Source organism: Corynebacterium intestinale (assembly GCF_023574125.1).
GTDB lineage: Bacteria > Actinomycetota > Actinomycetes > Mycobacteriales > Mycobacteriaceae > Corynebacterium > Corynebacterium hesseae.
This window is the reverse complement of the sequence record NZ_JAMKFF010000004.1, coordinates 159657-177510: the sequence shown is the minus strand read 5'-3', so window position 1 is coordinate 177510 and position 17854 is coordinate 159657. Positions and strand designations below refer to the sequence as shown.

16 protein-coding genes and 1 pseudogene are annotated in these 17854 nt (G+C 64.6%); 14 read left to right on the top strand and 3 right to left on the bottom strand.

The genetic code is table 11. The annotated features are described in order from the left end of the window. Positions 1–5 precede the first annotated feature (5 nt). The 11 genes and pseudogenes from M5J06_RS06580 to M5J06_RS06530 all read left to right on the top strand — a co-directional run bounded on the left by M5J06_RS06580 (position 6) and on the right by M5J06_RS06530 (position 12672). Positions 6–1103, top strand: coding sequence for a MalY/PatB family protein (locus M5J06_RS06580; protein ID WP_070597419.1), 1098 nt, complete (start codon positions 6–8; stop codon positions 1101–1103). A 38-nt stretch (positions 1104–1141) separates the two neighbouring features. Next, entirely contained in the window at positions 1142–2482 is a 1341-nt protein-coding gene (gene brnQ, locus M5J06_RS06575) for a branched-chain amino acid transport system II carrier protein (protein WP_070624495.1), read from the top strand. 3 nt (positions 2483–2485) lie between these two features. Continuing rightward, positions 2486–3466: an LLM class flavin-dependent oxidoreductase gene (locus M5J06_RS06570; protein WP_250224247.1), complete on the top strand. Its 981-nt coding sequence runs from the start codon at positions 2486–2488 to the stop codon at positions 3464–3466. 84 nt (positions 3467–3550) lie between these two features. After that, positions 3551–4306: a GntR family transcriptional regulator gene (locus M5J06_RS06565; protein ID WP_070519561.1), complete on the top strand. Its 756-nt coding sequence runs from the start codon at positions 3551–3553 to the stop codon at positions 4304–4306. Next, complete coding sequence (locus tag M5J06_RS06560) at positions 4303–5721, top strand: ABC transporter substrate-binding protein (RefSeq protein WP_250224246.1); 1419 nt, start codon at positions 4303–4305, stop codon at positions 5719–5721. The genes M5J06_RS06565 and M5J06_RS06560 overlap by 4 nt, the downstream gene beginning before the upstream one ends. Then, entirely contained in the window at positions 5718–6623 is a 906-nt protein-coding gene (locus M5J06_RS06555; RefSeq protein WP_070530180.1) for an ABC transporter permease, read from the top strand. The genes M5J06_RS06560 and M5J06_RS06555 overlap by 4 nt, the downstream gene beginning before the upstream one ends. Further along, entirely contained in the window at positions 6620–7378 is a 759-nt protein-coding gene (locus M5J06_RS06550; protein WP_070519554.1) for an ABC transporter permease, read from the top strand. The genes M5J06_RS06555 and M5J06_RS06550 overlap by 4 nt, the downstream gene beginning before the upstream one ends. After that, complete coding sequence (locus M5J06_RS06545) at positions 7362–8582, top strand: ABC transporter ATP-binding protein (RefSeq protein ID WP_250224245.1); 1221 nt, start codon at positions 7362–7364, stop codon at positions 8580–8582. Before M5J06_RS06550 ends, M5J06_RS06545 begins: the two co-directional genes overlap by 17 nt. Next, positions 8554–10191, top strand: a complete 1638-nt coding sequence (locus M5J06_RS06540) for an FUSC family protein (RefSeq protein ID WP_250224244.1) — start codon at positions 8554–8556, stop codon at positions 10189–10191. The genes M5J06_RS06545 and M5J06_RS06540 overlap by 29 nt, the downstream gene beginning before the upstream one ends. 299 nt (positions 10192–10490) lie before the next feature. Then, positions 10491–12291, top strand: a pseudogene (locus tag M5J06_RS12405) (BCCT family transporter). Next, positions 12292–12672: a cell division FtsX domain-containing protein gene (locus M5J06_RS06530; protein ID WP_154736826.1), complete on the top strand. Its 381-nt coding sequence runs from the start codon at positions 12292–12294 to the stop codon at positions 12670–12672. Here M5J06_RS06530 and M5J06_RS06525 read toward each other — a convergent pair. Both M5J06_RS06525 and M5J06_RS06520 read right to left on the bottom strand, forming a co-directional pair. Beyond that, the gene (locus M5J06_RS06525; RefSeq protein WP_144268637.1) at positions 12669–13316 is read right to left on the bottom strand and encodes a response regulator; all 648 of its coding nucleotides are present in this window, start codon (positions 13314–13316) and stop codon (positions 12669–12671) included. The two genes, M5J06_RS06530 and M5J06_RS06525, sit on opposite strands and share 4 nt — an antisense overlap. Continuing rightward, entirely contained in the window at positions 13316–14485 is a 1170-nt protein-coding gene (locus tag M5J06_RS06520; RefSeq protein ID WP_250224243.1) for a sensor histidine kinase, read from the bottom strand. The genes M5J06_RS06525 and M5J06_RS06520 overlap by 1 nt, the downstream gene beginning before the upstream one ends. A gap of 88 nt (positions 14486–14573) precedes the next feature. Between M5J06_RS06520 and M5J06_RS06515 the strand changes: the two genes are divergently transcribed. The 3 genes from M5J06_RS06515 to M5J06_RS06505 are packed head-to-tail and all read left to right on the top strand — an operon-like array spanning position 14574 to position 16548. Then, positions 14574–15362 (top strand): PrsW family glutamic-type intramembrane protease, encoded by a 789-nt coding sequence (locus tag M5J06_RS06515; RefSeq protein WP_083304527.1) that lies wholly within the window; start codon positions 14574–14576, stop codon positions 15360–15362. After that, complete coding sequence (locus M5J06_RS06510; protein ID WP_070597427.1) at positions 15359–15781, top strand: hypothetical protein; 423 nt, start codon at positions 15359–15361, stop codon at positions 15779–15781. The genes M5J06_RS06515 and M5J06_RS06510 overlap by 4 nt, the downstream gene beginning before the upstream one ends. After that, complete coding sequence (locus M5J06_RS06505; RefSeq protein ID WP_250224242.1) at positions 15778–16548, top strand: PrsW family glutamic-type intramembrane protease; 771 nt, start codon at positions 15778–15780, stop codon at positions 16546–16548. Before M5J06_RS06510 ends, M5J06_RS06505 begins: the two co-directional genes overlap by 4 nt. Here the strand turns inward: M5J06_RS06505 and M5J06_RS06500 are convergent. Then, entirely contained in the window at positions 16484–17851 is a 1368-nt protein-coding gene (locus M5J06_RS06500; protein ID WP_250224279.1) for a M20 metallopeptidase family protein, read from the bottom strand. The two genes, M5J06_RS06505 and M5J06_RS06500, sit on opposite strands and share 65 nt — an antisense overlap. Between the last annotated feature and the right edge of the window lie 3 nt (positions 17852–17854).

Below are 17854 nucleotides of genomic sequence, written 5' to 3'. Positions count from 1 at the left end.
GGCGCATGCATTTCCCTAGCCTGAAAGAACTTAGTGCCCGCGGCACCCGCAAGTGGACCGTCTATGACGAGGACATCATTCCGCTGTGGATCGCTGAATCGGACTTCCTCACCGCCCCCGCGGTGAAGGAAGCAATCCAGGAGGCTGTCGACGCCGAATCCTTCGGCTACACCCCGGCGCCGAAGGCCTCCGAGCTCAACGCGGCCCTGGCGGATTTCTATGAATCGCGCTATGGCTGGCGCCCAGAGCACGTCTTCTGGATTGGGGACGTCGTGCGCGGGCTGCTGCTCGGGGTGCAGTACTTTACTGAGGGCGCGGTGGCCGTACCGGTTCCGTCTTACCCGCCGCTGCTGGAGCTGCCGGAGACCGCGGGACGAGAGAAGATAGAGACCTCGCTGGAGCTAGACGATATCGAGCGTGCCTTTAAGGCTGGCGCCGGTTCTATCCTGCTCTCCCACCCCTATAACCCGCTGGGCATCGTCTTCGACGAGGACTGGCTGCGGGGACTCGTGGAACTGGCGGATAAGTATGATGCCCGCATCCTCTCCGATGAGATCCATGCCCCGCTGGTCTACGAAGGCCGCCACATCCCGTTGGGCGCTTTGTCCGACCGCGTCATCACCGTCACCGCTACCTCCAAGGCATGGAATACCGCGGGTCTCAAGTGCGCGCAGGTGATCTTCTCCAACTCCGCGGACGTGGAGCGCTGGAATTCGCTGACCGGTGTGGCCAAGGACGGCACCGGCACGCTGGGCGTTCTAGCGGCGGAGGCCGCCTACCGCGACGGCGGGGAGTTCCTCGACGAGGAGATTGCGTACTTAAAGAAGACCCGCGACTGGCTGGTGGAGGAGCTGCCCAAGCGCGTGCCGGGCCTAAAGACTTCCCACCCGCAGGCCACCTACCTGCTGTGGTTGGATTTTTCCGGGACCGCTATTGGTGATGACCCGAAGCCCGCGGCGTGGGTCCGTGAACACGCCAAGGTGGCTCTCAACGAGGGCGTGACCTTCGGTACGGGCGGCGAGCACCACGCGCGTTTGAACTTCGCCACCTCCCGCGAGCTGCTCGAAGAAGCGCTGGACCGGCTGGAGAAGGCCTTCAGCTAGAGTTTACATCTCATGTCATGGGCATTATTCTTAGAAAAATGTCCATTAATGACGCTCAGGCTCCCTCTCAGTCCGCCTCGAAGACGGGTTCCCCCATCGGCATCGTCATCGTTGCCTCACTCATGCTCTTCTCCATGTTCTTTGGAGCGGGCAACCTCATCTTCCCGCCGGAAGTCGGTGTCTCCTCCGGCACCAACTTCTGGCCCGCCACTTTGGGCTTCCTCGCCGCCGGCGTGGCACTGCCGGTCTTGGCTGTGGTCGCGGTGGCTATCTCCGGCCAGTCCGTGCGGGACATCGGAAACCACGGCGGCAAGATCTTCGGCGTGGCCTTCTCCGTCATTGCGTACCTGGCCATCGGCGCCTTCTACGCCCTGCCGCGTACCGGCGCGGTGTCCATGGAAACCGCCATCACCCCGCTGCTGGGTTGGGAGGGGACCTTCGCCAACGGCGCCTTCAACGTCGTCTTCTTCCTTATCGCGTTGGCTTTGGCCTGGCGCCCGAATGACATCATCGACACCTTGGGCAAGTTCCTCACCCCGGCGCTGGTCATCCTGCTCGCGGTCCTCATCACCCTCGCTACCGTGGCGAATCCCCGCATGCCCGGCACCCCAACCGAAGAGTATGCCTCCGCACCCTTCGTTACCGGCCTCTTTGAGGGCTATAACACCATGGACGCCATCGCGGGCCTGGCTTTCTCCATCGTCATCGTGACCTCCCTGCGCTCCAAGGGTTTTTCCAAGAACAGTGAGCTGCTGCGCGGAACCATTCTCTCCGCGGTCATCGCCGGCGCCCTGCTCGCCGCCATCTACCTGGGGCTGGCGTGGATCGGCCAAACCATGCCGAACGGTGCCTCCTATGAGTCCGGCGCCGCCTTGCTTGCCGACGCCTCCAATCTCACCATGGGCAACATCGGCCAGGCCGTCTTCTCCGCCATCGTCATCCTGGCGTGCATGACCACCGCCGTGGGCCTGATTTCCGCCACCTCGGAGTTCTTCGCCCTCCTTGTGCCGAAGACCACCTACCACCTGTGGGCCTGCCTGTTTACCGCGCTGTCCATCGCCTTCGCTTTCCAGGGCCTTGACACGGTGCTTGCCATCGCGGTGCCCTTCATCGTGTTCTTGTACCCGCCGGCTATCTCGCTGATTGCGCTGACCCTCCTGCAACCGGTAGTCAAGAAGTGGGTCACCTTCTACTGGGGATTCCGCTTGGCACTGTGGGTTTCCGTGCTGTGGTCCGCCGCCACCTCCTTCGGCGCCCCGCTTGATTTCGCCCCTGGCCAAGACGTTGGCCTGGGCTGGGTGGTTCCCACGCTCCTCGCATTTGCCATCGGCGTTATCATCGACGTTGTATCTACAGGCTCGTCGAAGAAAAGTGAGTAGCTCATGACGTCCCGCGCCGCTTTGTCCGTCCTCGATTTCTGCACCATCTACCCGGGGGAATCTCCCTCCCAGTCCATGGCCAGGTCGGTCGAGCTGGCGCAACGCGCGGAGGCATTGGGGTTTAAGCGCATGTGGTACACCGAGCACCACAACATGCCCTCCATTTCTTCCTCCTCCCCGGCGGTGCTCATCGCACACATCGGCGCGAAGACCGAGCGCATCCGCTTGGGCTCCGGCGGCGTCATGCTGCCGAACCACGCGCCCTATGTCATCGCCGAACAATTCGGCACCCTCGCCGAGCTCTACCCCGGCCGCATCGACCTCGGCCTGGGCCGCGCCCCCGGCACTGACATGCAGACCTTGGGCCGCGCCCTGCGCCGCGATGGCCACGCCGCCGAACGCTTCCCCGAGGACGTCAAAGAATTGCAGGGCTACCTCTCCGGAAAGTCCCTCATCCCCGGAGTGAAGGCCATCCCCGGCCATGGCACCAACGTCCCCATCTACATCCTGGGATCCTCGCTGTTCGGCGCCTCGCTCGCCGCCAAGTACGGGCTTCCCTATGCCTTCGCCTCGCACTTTGCCCCGCAACACCTCGAGGCCGCCACGGCCTACTATCGCGAGAATTACCAGCCTTCCGAAGCCCACCCGGAGCCCTATGTCATCGCGGGTGTCAACGTCACCGCGGGTGATGACGCCGAAGAGGAATTTGAAAAGGTCTGCTTCCGCCGCGTCAAGGCCTTTGCAGGTCGTGGCAAGCAGCTCAGCGACGCCGACGTTGCCCGCATCATCGATTCCCCGCAGGGCCAGCAGATCATCGGCATGCTGAAGTACTCCGCCGTGGGCAGTATCGAGCACGTGCGCGACTACCTCACGGAATTCCAAAATCTGGCCCAGGCGGATGAACTCATGATCTCCCTGCAATCCACAAGCCACGAGGCCGCCTTGGGTAACATGATTAACCTGGCTCAAGCGTGGCAGCTGTAGGCGGACGCGCCCTCGCGCATCCGCATATCCGCGCACCCGTACATTTTGCCCATCACAGCGTTTTCTACATAGAGGAGCATCACCGTGGCCCTTCGCGGTACACAGCAGCACAGTATTATCGCTGACTATCTGCGCAATCTCATCCGCAGCAAGAAGCTTTCTCCCGGTGATTTTCTGCCCAGCGAGGCCGAGCTGTGCGAGCAATTCTCCTCATCCCGTGGTCCCGTGCGCCAGGCCGTCGCGGCGCTGCGCTCGGAGGGCCTCATCTCCTCCGGCCGCGGCCGCCGCTCTGTCGTTCTCGGCCGTTTCACCTCGGAGTCCTTCGACTCCATCTACTCCGTGACACACTGGCTGCGCGAGCGCGGATTCGAGCCCGGCGCCTCCACCCTATGGCTGGGCCGCTGCCCCGCTACCGAAAGGGAGGCCGAGTTCCTGCGGGTAGAGCCCGGCTCCCCGGTTATCTTTGTGCACCGCGTGCGCAGCGCCAATGGCATGCCCATCGCCATCGAGCGCATGTTCTTCCCACTAGAAGTGGGCAGCCACATCCTCAACTTCGATGCCGATAATGAGTCCATCCACGATCACCTGCGCAAGCAAGGCGTGGAATTCGACAACGTCAACCGCGAGCTCTCGCTGGCTTCCGCCAGTGAGGAGGATGCGCGCTCCCTCAACGTGGAGCCCGCCACCCCGCTGTGGCGCCTGCACCTCGACATCTCGGATCACTCCGGGCATCCCGTCGAGTGCACCGAAATCCTGTACCTCGGGGACCGGCTAACACTTGGCATGACGAGCGTGCGGGGCACCACCTCCCCGCTCGAGGTCAAGTTGTCCGAAGGATGAAGGCCTGGTTAGGTGCGCTGGGGGTGATCGTGGGGGCGTCGCTCAGCGCCTGCTCCGCCGGTTCCACGGCGCTTGTTGATTCTGATTCCTCCGCGCTGACGCTGGCCACGACGACTCCCGCGACGTCCCTGGATTTCACCACCGTCGGCGGCGCCGCCATCCCGGCCGCGCTCATGAGCAACGTTTACGAAACCCTCGTGCGTATCTCCGCGCAAGGCGACATCGAACCGGGACTGGCCGAGTCCTGGGAGGTGGACTCCACGCGCTACACCTTCCACCTGCGCGAGGCCTCCTTCTCCAACGGCGAGGCCTTCACCGCGCACACCGCCGCGTGGTCCATCAACGCTGTGAAAACGGAATGGACCAACGGGCTCAAGAAGCAGATGGACGTGGTGGAATCCGCCACGGCGGTGGATGATCACACGCTCGTCGTCGAGCTATCCCGTCCCTCCGCCGGCTGGTTGTGGTCCATGGGCACCGTCATCGGCGCCATGCGCACGCCCACCGAAGCTGTGGGCACCGGCCCCTTCGCCGTCGCCGGCTTCTCCCCCAACGAGTACATCGCACTGCGCGCCCGCCCGGACTACTGGGGAACCCCGGCGAAGGAAGACATCACCATCCGCTACTTCCCGGATTCCCTCACCGCGGTCAACGCCCTGCGCTCCGGCGGGGTCGACGCCGTGTGGGGCGTGCAGAACCCCGAGCTGCTCGACACCCTCGATGACTCCATCGAAACAGCAGTCGGCACCACGAACGGCGAGGTGCTGCTGTCCATGAATAACCAGGCAGCGCCTTTCGACGACCCCCGCGTGCGCCGCGCCGTGGCTTATGGAATCGACCGCCAGGCCGCCAACGACATCCTCTGGGAGGGCCGCGCGAAAGACACCGGCGGCGCTCCGGTGCCGCCGACCGACCCGTGGTTTAGCGCCAAGGACTACTACCCTTACGACCCCGCGCGCGCCCGCGCGCTGATGGAGGAGGCCGGGGCCGTGGGCACGCCGCTCACGCTCACCGTGCCCAGCCTGCCCTATACGCAAACGCTCTCTGAGTTCCTCTACTCGCAACTGACGGAGATGGGATTCGAGGTCACGCTGGAAACCGCGGAGTTTCCCGCCGTGTGGCTGAGCCAAGTCATGGGGGCCAAGGACTATCAGATGTCGCTCGTCGCGCACGTCGAGCCGCGCGATATCCCTACCATCTTTGGCAACCCGGACTATTACATCGGCTATGATTCGCCGCAGACCCGCACGTTGTTGAAGCAGGATGACATGAAAGGGGCGGTCGACCAGATCATGGAAGATATGCCCGCCCTGACCTTGATGAATATGCCCAATATCGTGCTCTACCGCGAGGGCCTGACCGGCCTGCAACCCAACCAGATCACCGATGCCATCGAGTTGCGAGGAGTGCGATGAGATTCCTGCGCTTCCTCGGCACCATGTGGGCCGCCTCCATCATCATCTTCCTGCTCATGCGGGCAGTGCCCGGCAACCCGGCGCGCGTGGCCTTGGGCGTCAACGCCACTGATGAATCCGTGGCGGAGCTGACCCACGCCATGGGCCTGGACCGCCCGCTTCTCGTGCAATACCTGGAGTGGATGAAAGGGCTGTTGACCGGCAACTTCGGCGTCTCGCTGTCCTCGCAGCAGGACATCACCCCGCTCGTGGTTGACCGCGCGCAGGTCACGCTGTTGCTCATCGGGCTGGCCATCGCCCTCGCACTAGCCGGGGCTATCCCCATGGGCATCCTGCTGGCCCGCTTTAGGCTCCCCGTGCTCAACGCGGCCACGCAGCTGGGTATTGCGGTGCCGAGCTTCCTCGTCGGTATTTTGCTCGTCGCCGTGTTCTCCGTGCACCTGGGATGGCTGCCGGCGAATGGCTGGCAGCTGCCGCGCGAGGGCCTCAGCCACCTTGTCCTGCCGGTTATCTCGCTGGCACTGGTGCAGGGCGCGATGCTCACCCGCTACGTGCGCGCCACCCTCCGCGAGGAGATGGACAAGGACTACATCCGCACCGCCCGCTCCCTGGGTGAATCCCGCACCGGGGCGCTCATCCGCCACGGCCTGCGCAACGCCGCCCTGCCGGTGCTCACCGTCACCGGCGTGCAGCTGAGCACCCTGGTGGTGGGCGCGGTGGTCATCGAGAACGTCTTCGTCATCCCCGGCTTGGGCTCGCTGCTTCTCGACGCCGTCTCCACCCGCGACCTCACCACCGTCCAGACCCTCATCATGGTCTTCGTGACCTTCACCCTGACCGTCAACCTGCTCACGGACCTGGCCTACCGGGTCATCGACCCGCGGCTGAAGGAGGCGCGATGAAACCCGGCTATATCCTGGTGGGCCTGACCATCCTGCTTGCGCTGGTCTCCCTGGTGTGGACGCCCTATGACCCCAACCTCATCTCCCCCGACCGCCTGGCCGGCCCCAGCCTGGAGCACCTCATGGGCACCGACCGCTTCGGGCGCGATACCTTCTCCCGCATCCTCGCCGGCGCCCAGATCACCGTGCTGGTGGGCGTCGTGGCGGTGGCCATCGCCGCACTCATCGGCGTACCGCTCGGCATCGTCGCCGGGATGCGCGGCGGCGGTTTCATCATGGCGGCCACCGACCTGCTGCTCGCCTTCCCGGCGCTGTTGCTGGCCATCGTCGCCGGCGCGGTGTGGGGCTCCTCGACGCTCACGGCCACCATCGCCATCGGCATCGCCGGCATCCCCTCCTTCATCCGGGTCACGCGCTCCGGCACGCTGCAAATCATGACGCAGGACTATATCGCGGCCGCGCGCATCTCGCGCGTGCCGCCGGCGCTCATCGCGTGGCGCCACGTACTGCCCAACCTCGGCGGCATCGTGGCCATCCAGGCTTCCGTCTACTTTGCGCTGGCCGTCCTCGCCGAAGCCGGTCTCTCCTACCTCGGCCTGGGCACTGCCCCGCCGACCGCCTCATGGGGCCGCATGCTTCACGACGCCCAGCCCCTCCTGGCCACCCACCCCCTCCAGGCGCTGTGGCCCGGGCTGGCCATCGCCGGCACCGTCCTCGGATTCAACCTTCTAGGAAGCCATGCTGACCGTCACTGATCTGCGCGTGGGCCCCGTTGGCCCCCTCTCCTTTTCCATCGCTCCCGGCGAGCGCGTCGGCCTCGTCGGGGATTCCGGCAGCGGCAAGTCCCTGACGGCCCTGGCCATCATGGGGCTTTTGCCTGATCACCTGCAGGCCACGGGATCCATTCAGTTCAATGGCCAGGAGCTGCTGGGCATGCGCGACCGCAACCTGCGCAAGCTGCCGCTGGCCATGGTCTTTCAAGAACCCATGACCGCGCTCGACCCGTTGATGAAGGTGCCCGGCTTCAACCGCTTCCCGCACCAGCTTTCCGGCGGGCAGCGCCAGCGCGCGCTCATCGAGATGGCCATGGCCTGCCGCCCCAAACTCCTCATCTGCGATGAGCCGACCACCGCGCTGGATCCCTTCACCCAGGAAGAAATCCTGACCACCATCGTGGATGCCGCCGATAACGAGGACACCGCGCTGCTGTTTATTAGCCATGACCAGGATGTCGTCAAGCGCGTGTGCGACCGCGTCGTGCGCATCGGTGAGCTCACCACGCCCGATCTCACCCCGCCGCCCATGCCCACCCTGGGAGATCCCGTCATCACGCTCACAAACGTGACCAAGACCTACCACGGGGTGACCGCGCTGGACGACGTCTCCCTCACCGTCCGCGAGGGCGAGCGCCTCGGCATCATCGGTGGCTCCGGCTCCGGCAAATCCACGCTGCTCAAGCTGCTCACCGGTTTGGCGGAGCCGACCTCGGGAACGGTGGACGTCGCCAAGCGCGTGCACATGGTCTTCCAAGACCCCAAAGGCTCGCTCAACCCGCGCATGCCTATTTGGAAGATCGTGGCCGAGGGCGGCGGGACGCGCGAGGAGGCCGAGGCCGTGCTGCGGGAGGTCGGCATCGAGGACTTCGAGCGCTATCCGCGGGACTTCTCCGGCGGGCAGCGCCAACGCATCTCGCTGGCGCGCGCCGTGGTGGGTAAGCCGGATATTCTGCTGGCGGACGAGGCCGTCTCGGCGCTGGACGCCACCTCTCGGGCCCAGGTCCTGGAGCTGCTGCAGCGCGTGACGAAGGACATGACGCTGGTTTTTGTCTCCCACGACATCGACGTCGTGCGCCACTTGTGCCCCACGGTGGCGGTCTTGCAGGACGGCCGGCTGGTCGAGCGCGGCGAAGCGAGTAAGGTGTTCTCCCGATATGGAACACCCACTGCCGCAACGCCCTAACGCCCTTCAACTCTTTACCGCCTTCAACACCTCCGCGCGCCGTTGGCCCGGTGCCCTGCGCGCGGCATTGGCGATCATCATCCCGGGCGGGATTGCTGTTTTAACGGGCCACGCGGATGCGGTGTTGCTCATTTCTGCCGGCGCCTTCTCCGTCATCTACGGCGAGGGGCACCCCTACCGCACGCGGCGCCGCGTGATCCTCACCGCTGGCGGGCTGCTCACGCTGGCGGCTACGGCCGGTTCCCTCGTCGGCGTGCATGGCCTGGCGCTGTCTGCGGTGTTTACGGTGACTCTGGCAACCATCGGCGCGTTCGTGCAGAATGCGCTGCGGCTGCCGCCGCCGGGGTCCTTCTTCATCGTGATGGTGGCCGGTGGTTCCACCATGCTGCGCGGGGTCTCCCCGTGGGAGGTGGCCGCGTGGAGCCTGGCCGGCGTGGCGGCGGGCTACGTGCTGGGCATGGTGCCGCGCTTTAGGGATCCGCACGGCCCGGAAACGCGCGCGGTGGCCGCGCTGGAGAAGGCCGCCGATGCCTTCCTTCACTCGGACACCGATTTCTTGGCCCGCCACCACCAGGCGCAGTCCGCTATTTCCACCGCCTGGCAAGCGCTTGCCGACGCCGGCGTGATCCGCGGCCGCCGCATCCGCCGCCCCGCTCAGGCGGAGCTGGTTCACCGCGCGCTGGCCGCGCAACAGCGCATCGTGGCGCATCACAAACAGGTGGGCGGCAACTCGGATCAGCTCTCTGATTCCCCCACCTATGTCGACCCTGACCGCACCGCCATCCCGCACACCAAGCCGACGATGCGCTACCGCTTCTACCGCGCTGCGGTGGGCAATTCCCACGCGGTGGTGACGGCGGAAAAGATCGCGCTCGGCGGCCTGGTCACCGCGTTCATCGGCTTGGCGCTGGGGCTTAACCGCCCGGACTGGGGCGCGGTGTCGGTGCTCCTGGTCTTGCAGTGGGGCCCCGACCGGGTGCCGGGAACGATTCGCGGCGTGCAGCGCATGCTGGGATCGGTCTTGGGCGTGTGTCTCTTCGCTCTCATCGCTTCCTTCAGCCCGCACGGCTGGGGGCTGGTGCTCGCCTTGGCCTTCTGCCAGTTCTGCGCGGAGATTCTGGTGGTGAAGAACTACGCGCTATGCGTTATCTTCTCCACCCCACTGGCGCTGCTGATGGGCAATTCCTCGGAGCATTTGGCCCACACCATCGGCTCGCGCATGGCGGAGATTGGGCTCTCCGTGGTCGTGGCGATGCTCTTCCTGTGGCTGTGGAAGCCGCGGGCCCAGATGACCAACCACTACCGCCTGCAAACGCGTTGCTTCGAGGCGATGGCAGCCTTGCTCGGCTCCCTGCTTATCAAGACCCCGGAAGAGGCGTTGGCGCAGCGCCGCGACCTGCACTATGAGCTGCTCTCGGAGCGGCGCAGCATCCAGTCGCTGGCCACCAATCACTCCGATATCAGCCAGTTCTGGCAGCGCCACACGGCTCTGCAGACCGCCGGTTACTTCCTCCTCGACTTCTGCGTGGTCAACCCCCTCTCACAGCCCAGCCGCGCGGAGCTCGACACGCTCATTGAGAAGATCACCGCGGCGGAAATGCGGTCCTGACCTCATAGTGCGCACCCGCCGCGGAGTACTCGCGTGCGCACAGAAGAGGCGGATTATTTCACCGTGAACAACAGGTTCGGATCGAGGACGTGTTCCTCCACGAGCTCGAAGAGAGCAAAGGCTTCCTCCAGCTCACGGACATTCTCATCAAAATTAGGCAGCGACATGGCATTCCAATCGACGCAGAAATAAGTGCCTTCATCCTAGCTCACAACGCTGTCATTTCGCGCACCTGCGATAATGGTTGACGTGAACACTCGAAAATCTACCGGTCCACCGTTGGCCTCTACCCCCACAACATGCACCCGGGCCTGGTTCCCGGAATCGGTGTGGAAGACCAACGCAACGCTTTCACGCTGGACAAGGTCACCTTCTTCAGCACGGCTACGTTCGTCGTAGCCTTCATCATCTGGGGCATCACCTCACCGGAGTCCGTCTCCGCCGCCTCCTCCACGGCCTTTTCCTGGGCCATCACCAACGCCGGGTGGCTGCTCAACATCACCATGATGATGGCCGTCGTCACCATGCTCTACATCGGCTGCTCCCGCCTCGGCCGCATCAAACTCGGCACCGATGACGAGGAACCCGAGTTCGGCTGGTTCAGCTGGGTGGCCATGATGTTCGGTGCCGGCATCGGCGTCGGCATCTTCTTCTACGGTCCTTCGGAGCCGCTGTCGCACTACATCACCCCGCCTCCCCACACTGTCGACGGCAACAGCGTCGAAGCCCTCCACCAAGCAATGGCTCAGGCGCACTACCACTGGGGTGTCTCTCCCTGGGCGGCCTACGCCCTCGTCGGCGGCGCCATCGCCTACTCCTCCTACCGCCGCGGCCGCGTCCCGCTGGTGTCCTCGATTTTCAAGCCCCTGTTTGGCTCCCGCGATACCGACGGGCCGCTGGGCAAGCTTATCGACATCCTCGCACTCGTCGCCACGCTCTTCGGCACCGCCGCCACGCTGGGACTCTCCGCTATCCAGATCGGCCAAGGAGTCTCCATCATCCGCGGCGCAGGTCCGTTGACCAATGCCGTGCTCATCGTGATCATCGCCGTGCTGGGGTGCGGGTTCATCATCTCAGCGGTCTCTGGTGTCTCCCGCGGCGTGCGCTACCTGTCCAACTTCAACATCACGCTCACGCTCGGCCTGGTCGTCTTTGTTTTCTTCACCGGCCCAACCTTGCTCCTGCTCAACCTCGTGCCCTCCGGCATCGTCACCTACATCGACCAGTTCTTGCCCATGATGGCTAAGGGCCTGTCCTGGGGTGATGAAACGATTGAATTCCAGTCCTACTGGACCGCCTTCTACTGGGCATGGTGAATCGCGTGGACGCCCTTCGTCGGCATGTTCGTCGCCCGCATTTCCCGTGGCCGCACGCTGCGCGAATTCACCGCCGTCACCGTCTTCGCGCCCTCATCCTCATTTTGGCCTTCACCATCTTCGGCGGCACGGCCATCACTTTCCAGCGCGAGGACCTGCCCAACTTTGACGGCTCCGCCTCCGGCGAGCAGGTGCTCTTCGCCATGTTCGATAATCTGCCGCTGAGCAGCATCACGCCCTTCATCCTGATCGTGGTCCTAGCGGTCTTCTTCATCACCTCGGCCGATTCAGCGTCGGTCATCATGGGCACCATGTCCTCCAAGGGCGACCCCGCCCCCAACAAGTTCATCGTCATCTTCTGGGGACTGTGCATGATGGGCATCGCCATCGTCATGCTGCTGACCGGCGGCGAGGACGTACTCACCGGCTTGCAGAACCTCACCATCCTCTCAGCGCTGCCTTTCTGCATCGTGCTGCTCGTCATGATGGTGGCCTTCATCAAAGATCTGCGCTCCGACCCGATGTTCATCCGCCGCGCCTACGCGCGCGCCGCGGTAAAAACGCCGTCGTGCGCGGAATCGAGGAGCACGGCGATGACTTCGAGCTCACCGTCGAGCACGCCGACGAAGGCCGGGGTGCCGGCTCCGACTTCGACTCCTCAGCGCACCGCTACACGGACTGGTACCAGCGCACCGATGAAAAGGGCGAGAATGTAGACTACGACTTCGACACCGATACCTGGTCCGACGGCTACGACCCGCAAGCTGAGAAGAAGGAGAAGTAAATGGGAATCCCCGACGACGTCGTCCTTGACGGCTACACCCTCATCGAGCAACACGAGGTCGACCACGAGTTCCTCATCAACGGCTCCCCATTCGCTGCGGTAACTCCCCTGCTATTTGCTCTCACCATCGCCGGCATGCTCCTCGTGGCAGCCAGCTTCTTTCTGCGCGGCAGTCGCCGCATCATCGCTGGCCTGCTCGGCGCGGTCCTCACTCTCACAAAGCTGTGGTGGATGCCCATTGCACTTGCCCGCCAGTTCAACGACAGCCAGGTCTTCGGCTACGCGCTGAAGTACTACCCCCAGTACTGGCCGGCGGCGTCCATCATCGTGATCGTCATCGCGCTGCTCGGCCTCGCCTCCGCGTTTATCCGCCGGCGCTAGCGCGATTCCAACACCGCAATCGCGATGTGCACCCGGTTCGTGCCGCCCAGCTTGTCCAGGATGTGCTTGATGTGGGTTTTCACCGTGGTCACGGAGACGTAGAGCTGCCCCGCGATCTCCTGGTTGTCCAGGCCCTGGGCCACCAGCTGCGCCACCTCGTTCTCGCGCTGGCTTAAGCCCTCCAGCGGGCGAGGCCCAGGCGCCTTTGTCTCTGCCGGCGCGGGCTCGGGGTGCTTGAGCGCCAACAGGTTCTTCAGGGCCTTCGGACTCAAAAGCTGCTGCCCCGTGGCGGCGGCCCGCACCGCCGAGACCAGGCCCTCCGGCTCGATGGTCTTGAGCAGGAAGCCCATCGCGCCGGCGTGCAGCGCATCCACGATGAACTCATCCGTATCAAAAGCGGTGAGCATGACCACCGGGATATCCGGCGCGCTCGCGCGCAGTTTCCCGGCCGCCTCGATGCCATCCATGACGGGCATTCGGATGTCCATGAGAACGACATCAGGGCGCAGGTCCAGCACGCGGGCCACGCCATCGCGCCCATTGCTGGCCTCGGCCACCACCTCGATGTCTGCGGCGCCCTCCAGGATGAACCGAATGCCGCGGCGCAGCGCCTGCTCATCATCGACCAATACCACTGAAATCATTACGCGCGTGCCTCCTCCGGTAGTTCGAGGACCCAGGTGAAGGTGGAGGCATCGTCAAGCACTGTGAAGGTGCCTCCCGCCAGCCGGGCGCGTTCCTCCAGGCCCAACAAGCCGTTGCCGCCACCGGACTCTGGCTGCTCCGCTACTTTCTTGTTCTGCATGGTCACCCGCACCTTATCCTCCTCGTTCTCCACGGTGAGCGTCACCTTCTTCCCCGGCGCATACTTGCGCGCGTTGGTCAGCCCCTCCTGCACGGCGCGGCCCAGTGTGTGGGCGGCTAGTGTGCTCAGCTTATCGACGTCTCCCTTGACGTAGCGCACCTTCGTCCCCGCCGCGCGTGCGCGCCCGATGTGCTCCTCGATGCTCGCGCGCGGATCCACCCGGTCATCCACGCGCAGCGCCTTGATCACCCCGCGCAGGTCCTCCACGGCGGCCTTGGCCTCCGATTGGATGGTGTCTGCCGCCTCGGCGACCCGCTCCGGGTCGGCGTCCTTGCGGTAGCTCAAGCCTCCCGCGTACACGGAAATAAGGCTGAGCCGGTGCGAAAGGGAATCGTGGATATCGCGGGCAATGCGGTTGCGTTCCTCCAGGCGGGCGCGCTCCTCGCGCGAGCGCAGCTGATCCTCGTTGAGCTCCGCCAGGCTCACCAGCGTGACCTCGCGCTGGCGGCGCTGCGCGCGCACCGAGCCCGTAATCCAGGCAACGATAAGAAAGAGGCTTCCATAGAACACGTAACCAAAGGGATCGAAGATGTTCATCCGAATGTAAGGCACAGAGATAATGGTCACACACGAGGCCACGAACACCGCCGTCCCCGCCAGGGACCACCGCAGTCGGCCGCGCGAGATGATTGAAATCAACACCACCAGCACTGACAGCGACAGTGGGCGAAACCCGCCTAGTACCAGGACGAGCAGAGCCGCAATCAGCACCACCGGGTGGCCGGGGTACTCCTCGTGGATGTTGCGCTCCCGCCGTGAGTGGTGCAGGGCGAAGGGCAGCAGAATCCACGTGGCGAAGCTAAATAGACCCATCAAGCCCAAAACAAGGGCTTCCTGATCCGTCCCCTCGAAGTTTTCGATATGGGGGATCCATGCCGCCAAATCCGCCACCACGCAGAGCAGAATGAGCAGCACCGTGATCCACAGTGGTCGCGTCTTTCTCGTCATGGTTGCCACGATAGTTCTCCCTGCGTTCCGGAAAATCCTCCCTGCGGAGGATACCGGCACCCCAGGCGCGGTTCATAGCCTAAACCGCATGAGAAGAACACAGACTTTGTACGAACTGCTCACCGCCGCTGGGCTGGTGTACGTCGCTTATGATTTCTCCCACGGCGCTTTCGTGCCCACAAGTGCGCTCGCCGCGGTGGCCTACGCCGCTGTTGCACTAGGCCTCACGCTGCTGATTTTGCGCAAGCACCCCGGCATTGCGCACGGGGTGGTGTGGGGTATTGCGGTCTCCACTGTCGCCGGCCAGCTCAACGAGCACATGAACCACCTCCTCATCCGTACGGTCCCGGACTGGCTGGTCATCGCTGGAATCGCCCCGCTTAACGAGGAAGTCCTTAAATTCCTCGGCGTCGTCTTCATCTGCACCTGCGTCATCCGGCCCCGCCACTGGGCGGACTACGTCTTCGTCGGTGTGGCCGTGGGCATGGGCTTTAGCGTGACCGAGAACGCCATCTACTACGCCAACATGACACTGGAGAACCTCGATTCTGATCTCAAGGGAACGCTTCTGGGGCTCCTTGCCCGATTCATCGCGAACCCGCTCATGCATTCCTTCTTCACCTCAATCGCGGCTTACGGGCTCTCCCGCCGGCAACCGGTGCGCTGGTTGCTCATCGCCATGGCGGTGCACTTCACGGCTAATTTCGGCCCGTCTATCTCTACCGCGTTTGACGACGCCCTATGGCCCATCTTCCCCACCTTCCTCATCCTCATCGGCCTGTGGGTGGCCATGATTGTCAGCATTGTCAAACTCCGCAAAATCCTCCCTGCGGAGGATACCGGCGCAAAACCGCAGCTCTTAGGGTCGAAAGCATGAGAAACACACTGATTTATTCCTGCATCGGCGTCCTCGCCGCAGTACCGCTTGCCGACGCCCTCCTCCCCGACCCCACTCCCGACACCACCCCCGTGCGCGGCATCCCGGGACTGGAGTGCCCGGAGGATCCGTACGCCTCCTCGCAGACCTGGAACTGCGGGAGCGCGACCATCATTTCTGAGGAAGGCAGCTCCTCCCGCGAGGTCGAGACGTACCTGCCGCGCCAGCACCGCTCCTTCAACGGGACCAGCGCGCTCACCGACGCCCCCATCACCACCCAGGCTGCCGAGCTCTACCGCATCGAGGACGGCGACGGCATCACGCTGTCTCAGCGGCACAACAACACCATCTCCTTCCTCCACATCTACGGACCGAAGGCACGTGACTTCGCCGACCGCGTGCAGCCGGAGGACGCATGAAGTACCTGTACTACCTGCTGACCCTCGGCGCGCTGGCCGTCACCGCCTTCCACTACGCGAGCGAGCCCTTCCTGCCCGCAAGTGCTCTGGCCGCCGTGGTCTTCGCCGCCGTACTCGTCCCCCTCACGCTGTTCTTCCTGCGCCGCCGGCCGGGAATTGCGCACGGCGTGGTGTGGGGGTTCGCGGTTTCCGGGCTCGCGGTGGAACTCAACACGAACATGACCCACCTCCTCACCCGCGCGGGCCTGGACTGGCTGGGCGCTGCGGGGTATGCGCCGCTCATCGAGGAGGTGCTGAAGTTCCTCGGCGTGCTGCTTATCTGTACCTTCGTCATCCGGCCCCGCAGTTGGCTCGACTACGTCTTCGTGGGCGTGGCCGTGGGTATCGGTTTCACTGTGGGTGAGGACGCCACCGCCTTCGCGCGCATGACGGCGGACAACCTCGATTCGGATACCGCCGGGGCGATCGGGGCAGGCGTCATCCGCCTGGCCTCCAACCCGCTCTCCCACTCGCTGTTCACTGGTCTTAGTGCCTATGGCCTGTCCCAGAAACAGCCGGTGCGCTGGCTTATTATCGCCATCGCGGTGCACGCCACGAAGAACCTCTTCCCGTCGTTAAGCACTGCGCTCGACGACGCTATCTGGCCCCTCCTCGCCGGCATGGTCATCGTGCTAGCCGAATGGGTAGCCACCATCTGGGGCACTATTGCGCTGCGGAAGAAGGCGGCTGCGCATCCGCCCCTGTCCCCTGCACCGGCGCACGCATAGCCTTCGTGGCCGGCGAGGGGTGAGCGTCCTCGGCGGCGAGGCGCTCAAAGGCCACTGCCGCCAGGGCTGCGGCTTGGTCTCCCAGAACGGAATCATCGAAGCGCACCTGCGGCGAGTGGTTCCACTCGCGCATGTGCTCCGGGGTGTGCGGATCGCCCGTACCGAACCACATGAAGGTGCCCGGAACCTGGGCGAGTACCGCGCCGAAGTCTTCCGAGGCCATCATCGGGGTGTCCATGGTCAGCACGTTTTCCGCGCCGAACATACCCGCCCACAACGACGCAGCGAACTGGTCCTCGCGCGGTGAGGTCTTGGTGGCCGAGTACAGGACCTCGAAGTCCACCTTCGCGGTACAACGATGGGAAGCCGCCACGGAGCTCGAGACCTCGATGATCATTTGGCGGACGGCGTCGATGTGTTCGTCGCGAAGCACGCGCACCGTCGCGCCCAGCTCCGCCTTGTCCGGGATGACGTTGACCGCGCCATCGCCCGCGCGCAGGTTGGTCACCGTGATGACAATCGGCGAGTTCGCATCGAAGCGTCGTGTCAGCGCCACTTGCAGCGCCATCTGGATCTCCGCGAGGGCCGCAACGGGATCGATAGCATCGTGCGGGCGCGAGCCATGCCCACCCTTGCCGTAGACGGTAATCCCCAGGTTCGACGACGAGGCCATCATCGGGCCCGCGATGTGGTGGAAGGTGCCCCGATCCTGCGGGCCGACGTGCAAACCGTAGGCGGCGATGGGCCGGCGGCCGGCGGCGTCGAGCACGCCCTCATCGATCATCGGCTGCGCGCCGCCCGGACCTTCCTCGCCCGGCTGGAACATGAAGATGACATCGCCCAACAGCTCCTCGCGGTGGCGGCACAGCATCTTCACCGCGCCGATAAGCCCCGCCGTGTGCAGGTCGTGGCCACAGGCATGCATGTTGCTATTCGTCGAGGCAAACGGGCTGCCCGTTTGCTCACGCACCGGAAGGGCGTCCATGTCCGCGCGAAGCAGAACCGACACGGGGCGCTCGCCGCGCTTGCCGCCGCGCAGCACCGCGACGACCGAGCTGAGGTCACGGCCCAGATGAATCTCCAGCGGTAGGCCTTTAAGAGCTTCGAGCACCTTCTCCTGAGTGCGCGGCAGATGCAGCCCCACCTCCGGGTTCTGGTGCATATCGCGGCGGAAGGCCTGCAACTCCGGAAGCAGCTCCCGGCCTTCCTCCACGAACACGTGGCTGGCCAACCGCTCCCCGAGCTTGGCCGAGACCATCGGAAGCGGTGGCAATTGCTGACGGTGGCGCGGGGCCATCTTCATGGT

Excerpts from the sequence above, each read along its gene's own strand:
- M5J06_RS06500 (WP_250224279.1), bottom strand. The coding sequence starts at position 17,851 with ATGAAGATGGCCCCGCGCCACCGTCAGCAATTGCCACCGCTTCCGATG.
- M5J06_RS06540 (WP_250224244.1), top strand. The coding sequence starts at position 8,554 with ATGGAACACCCACTGCCGCAACGCCCTAACGCCCTTCAACTCTTTACC.
- M5J06_RS06505 (WP_250224242.1), top strand. The coding sequence starts at position 15,778 with ATGAAGTACCTGTACTACCTGCTGACCCTCGGCGCGCTGGCCGTCACC.
- M5J06_RS06560 (WP_250224246.1), top strand. The coding sequence starts at position 4,303 with ATGAAGGCCTGGTTAGGTGCGCTGGGGGTGATCGTGGGGGCGTCGCTC.
- M5J06_RS06520 (WP_250224243.1), bottom strand. The coding sequence starts at position 14,485 with ATGACGAGAAAGACGCGACCACTGTGGATCACGGTGCTGCTCATTCTG.
- M5J06_RS06515 (WP_083304527.1), top strand. The coding sequence starts at position 14,574 with ATGAGAAGAACACAGACTTTGTACGAACTGCTCACCGCCGCTGGGCTG.
- M5J06_RS06525 (WP_144268637.1), bottom strand. The coding sequence starts at position 13,316 with ATGATTTCAGTGGTATTGGTCGATGATGAGCAGGCGCTGCGCCGCGGC.
- M5J06_RS06580 (WP_070597419.1), top strand. The coding sequence starts at position 6 with ATGCATTTCCCTAGCCTGAAAGAACTTAGTGCCCGCGGCACCCGCAAG.
- M5J06_RS06570 (WP_250224247.1), top strand. The coding sequence starts at position 2,486 with ATGACGTCCCGCGCCGCTTTGTCCGTCCTCGATTTCTGCACCATCTAC.
- M5J06_RS06530 (WP_154736826.1), top strand. The coding sequence starts at position 12,292 with ATGGGAATCCCCGACGACGTCGTCCTTGACGGCTACACCCTCATCGAG.
- M5J06_RS06510 (WP_070597427.1), top strand. The coding sequence starts at position 15,359 with ATGAGAAACACACTGATTTATTCCTGCATCGGCGTCCTCGCCGCAGTA.
- M5J06_RS06555 (WP_070530180.1), top strand. The coding sequence starts at position 5,718 with ATGAGATTCCTGCGCTTCCTCGGCACCATGTGGGCCGCCTCCATCATC.
- brnQ (WP_070624495.1), top strand. The coding sequence starts at position 1,142 with ATGTCCATTAATGACGCTCAGGCTCCCTCTCAGTCCGCCTCGAAGACG.
- M5J06_RS06545 (WP_250224245.1), top strand. The coding sequence starts at position 7,362 with ATGCTGACCGTCACTGATCTGCGCGTGGGCCCCGTTGGCCCCCTCTCC.
- M5J06_RS06550 (WP_070519554.1), top strand. The coding sequence starts at position 6,620 with ATGAAACCCGGCTATATCCTGGTGGGCCTGACCATCCTGCTTGCGCTG.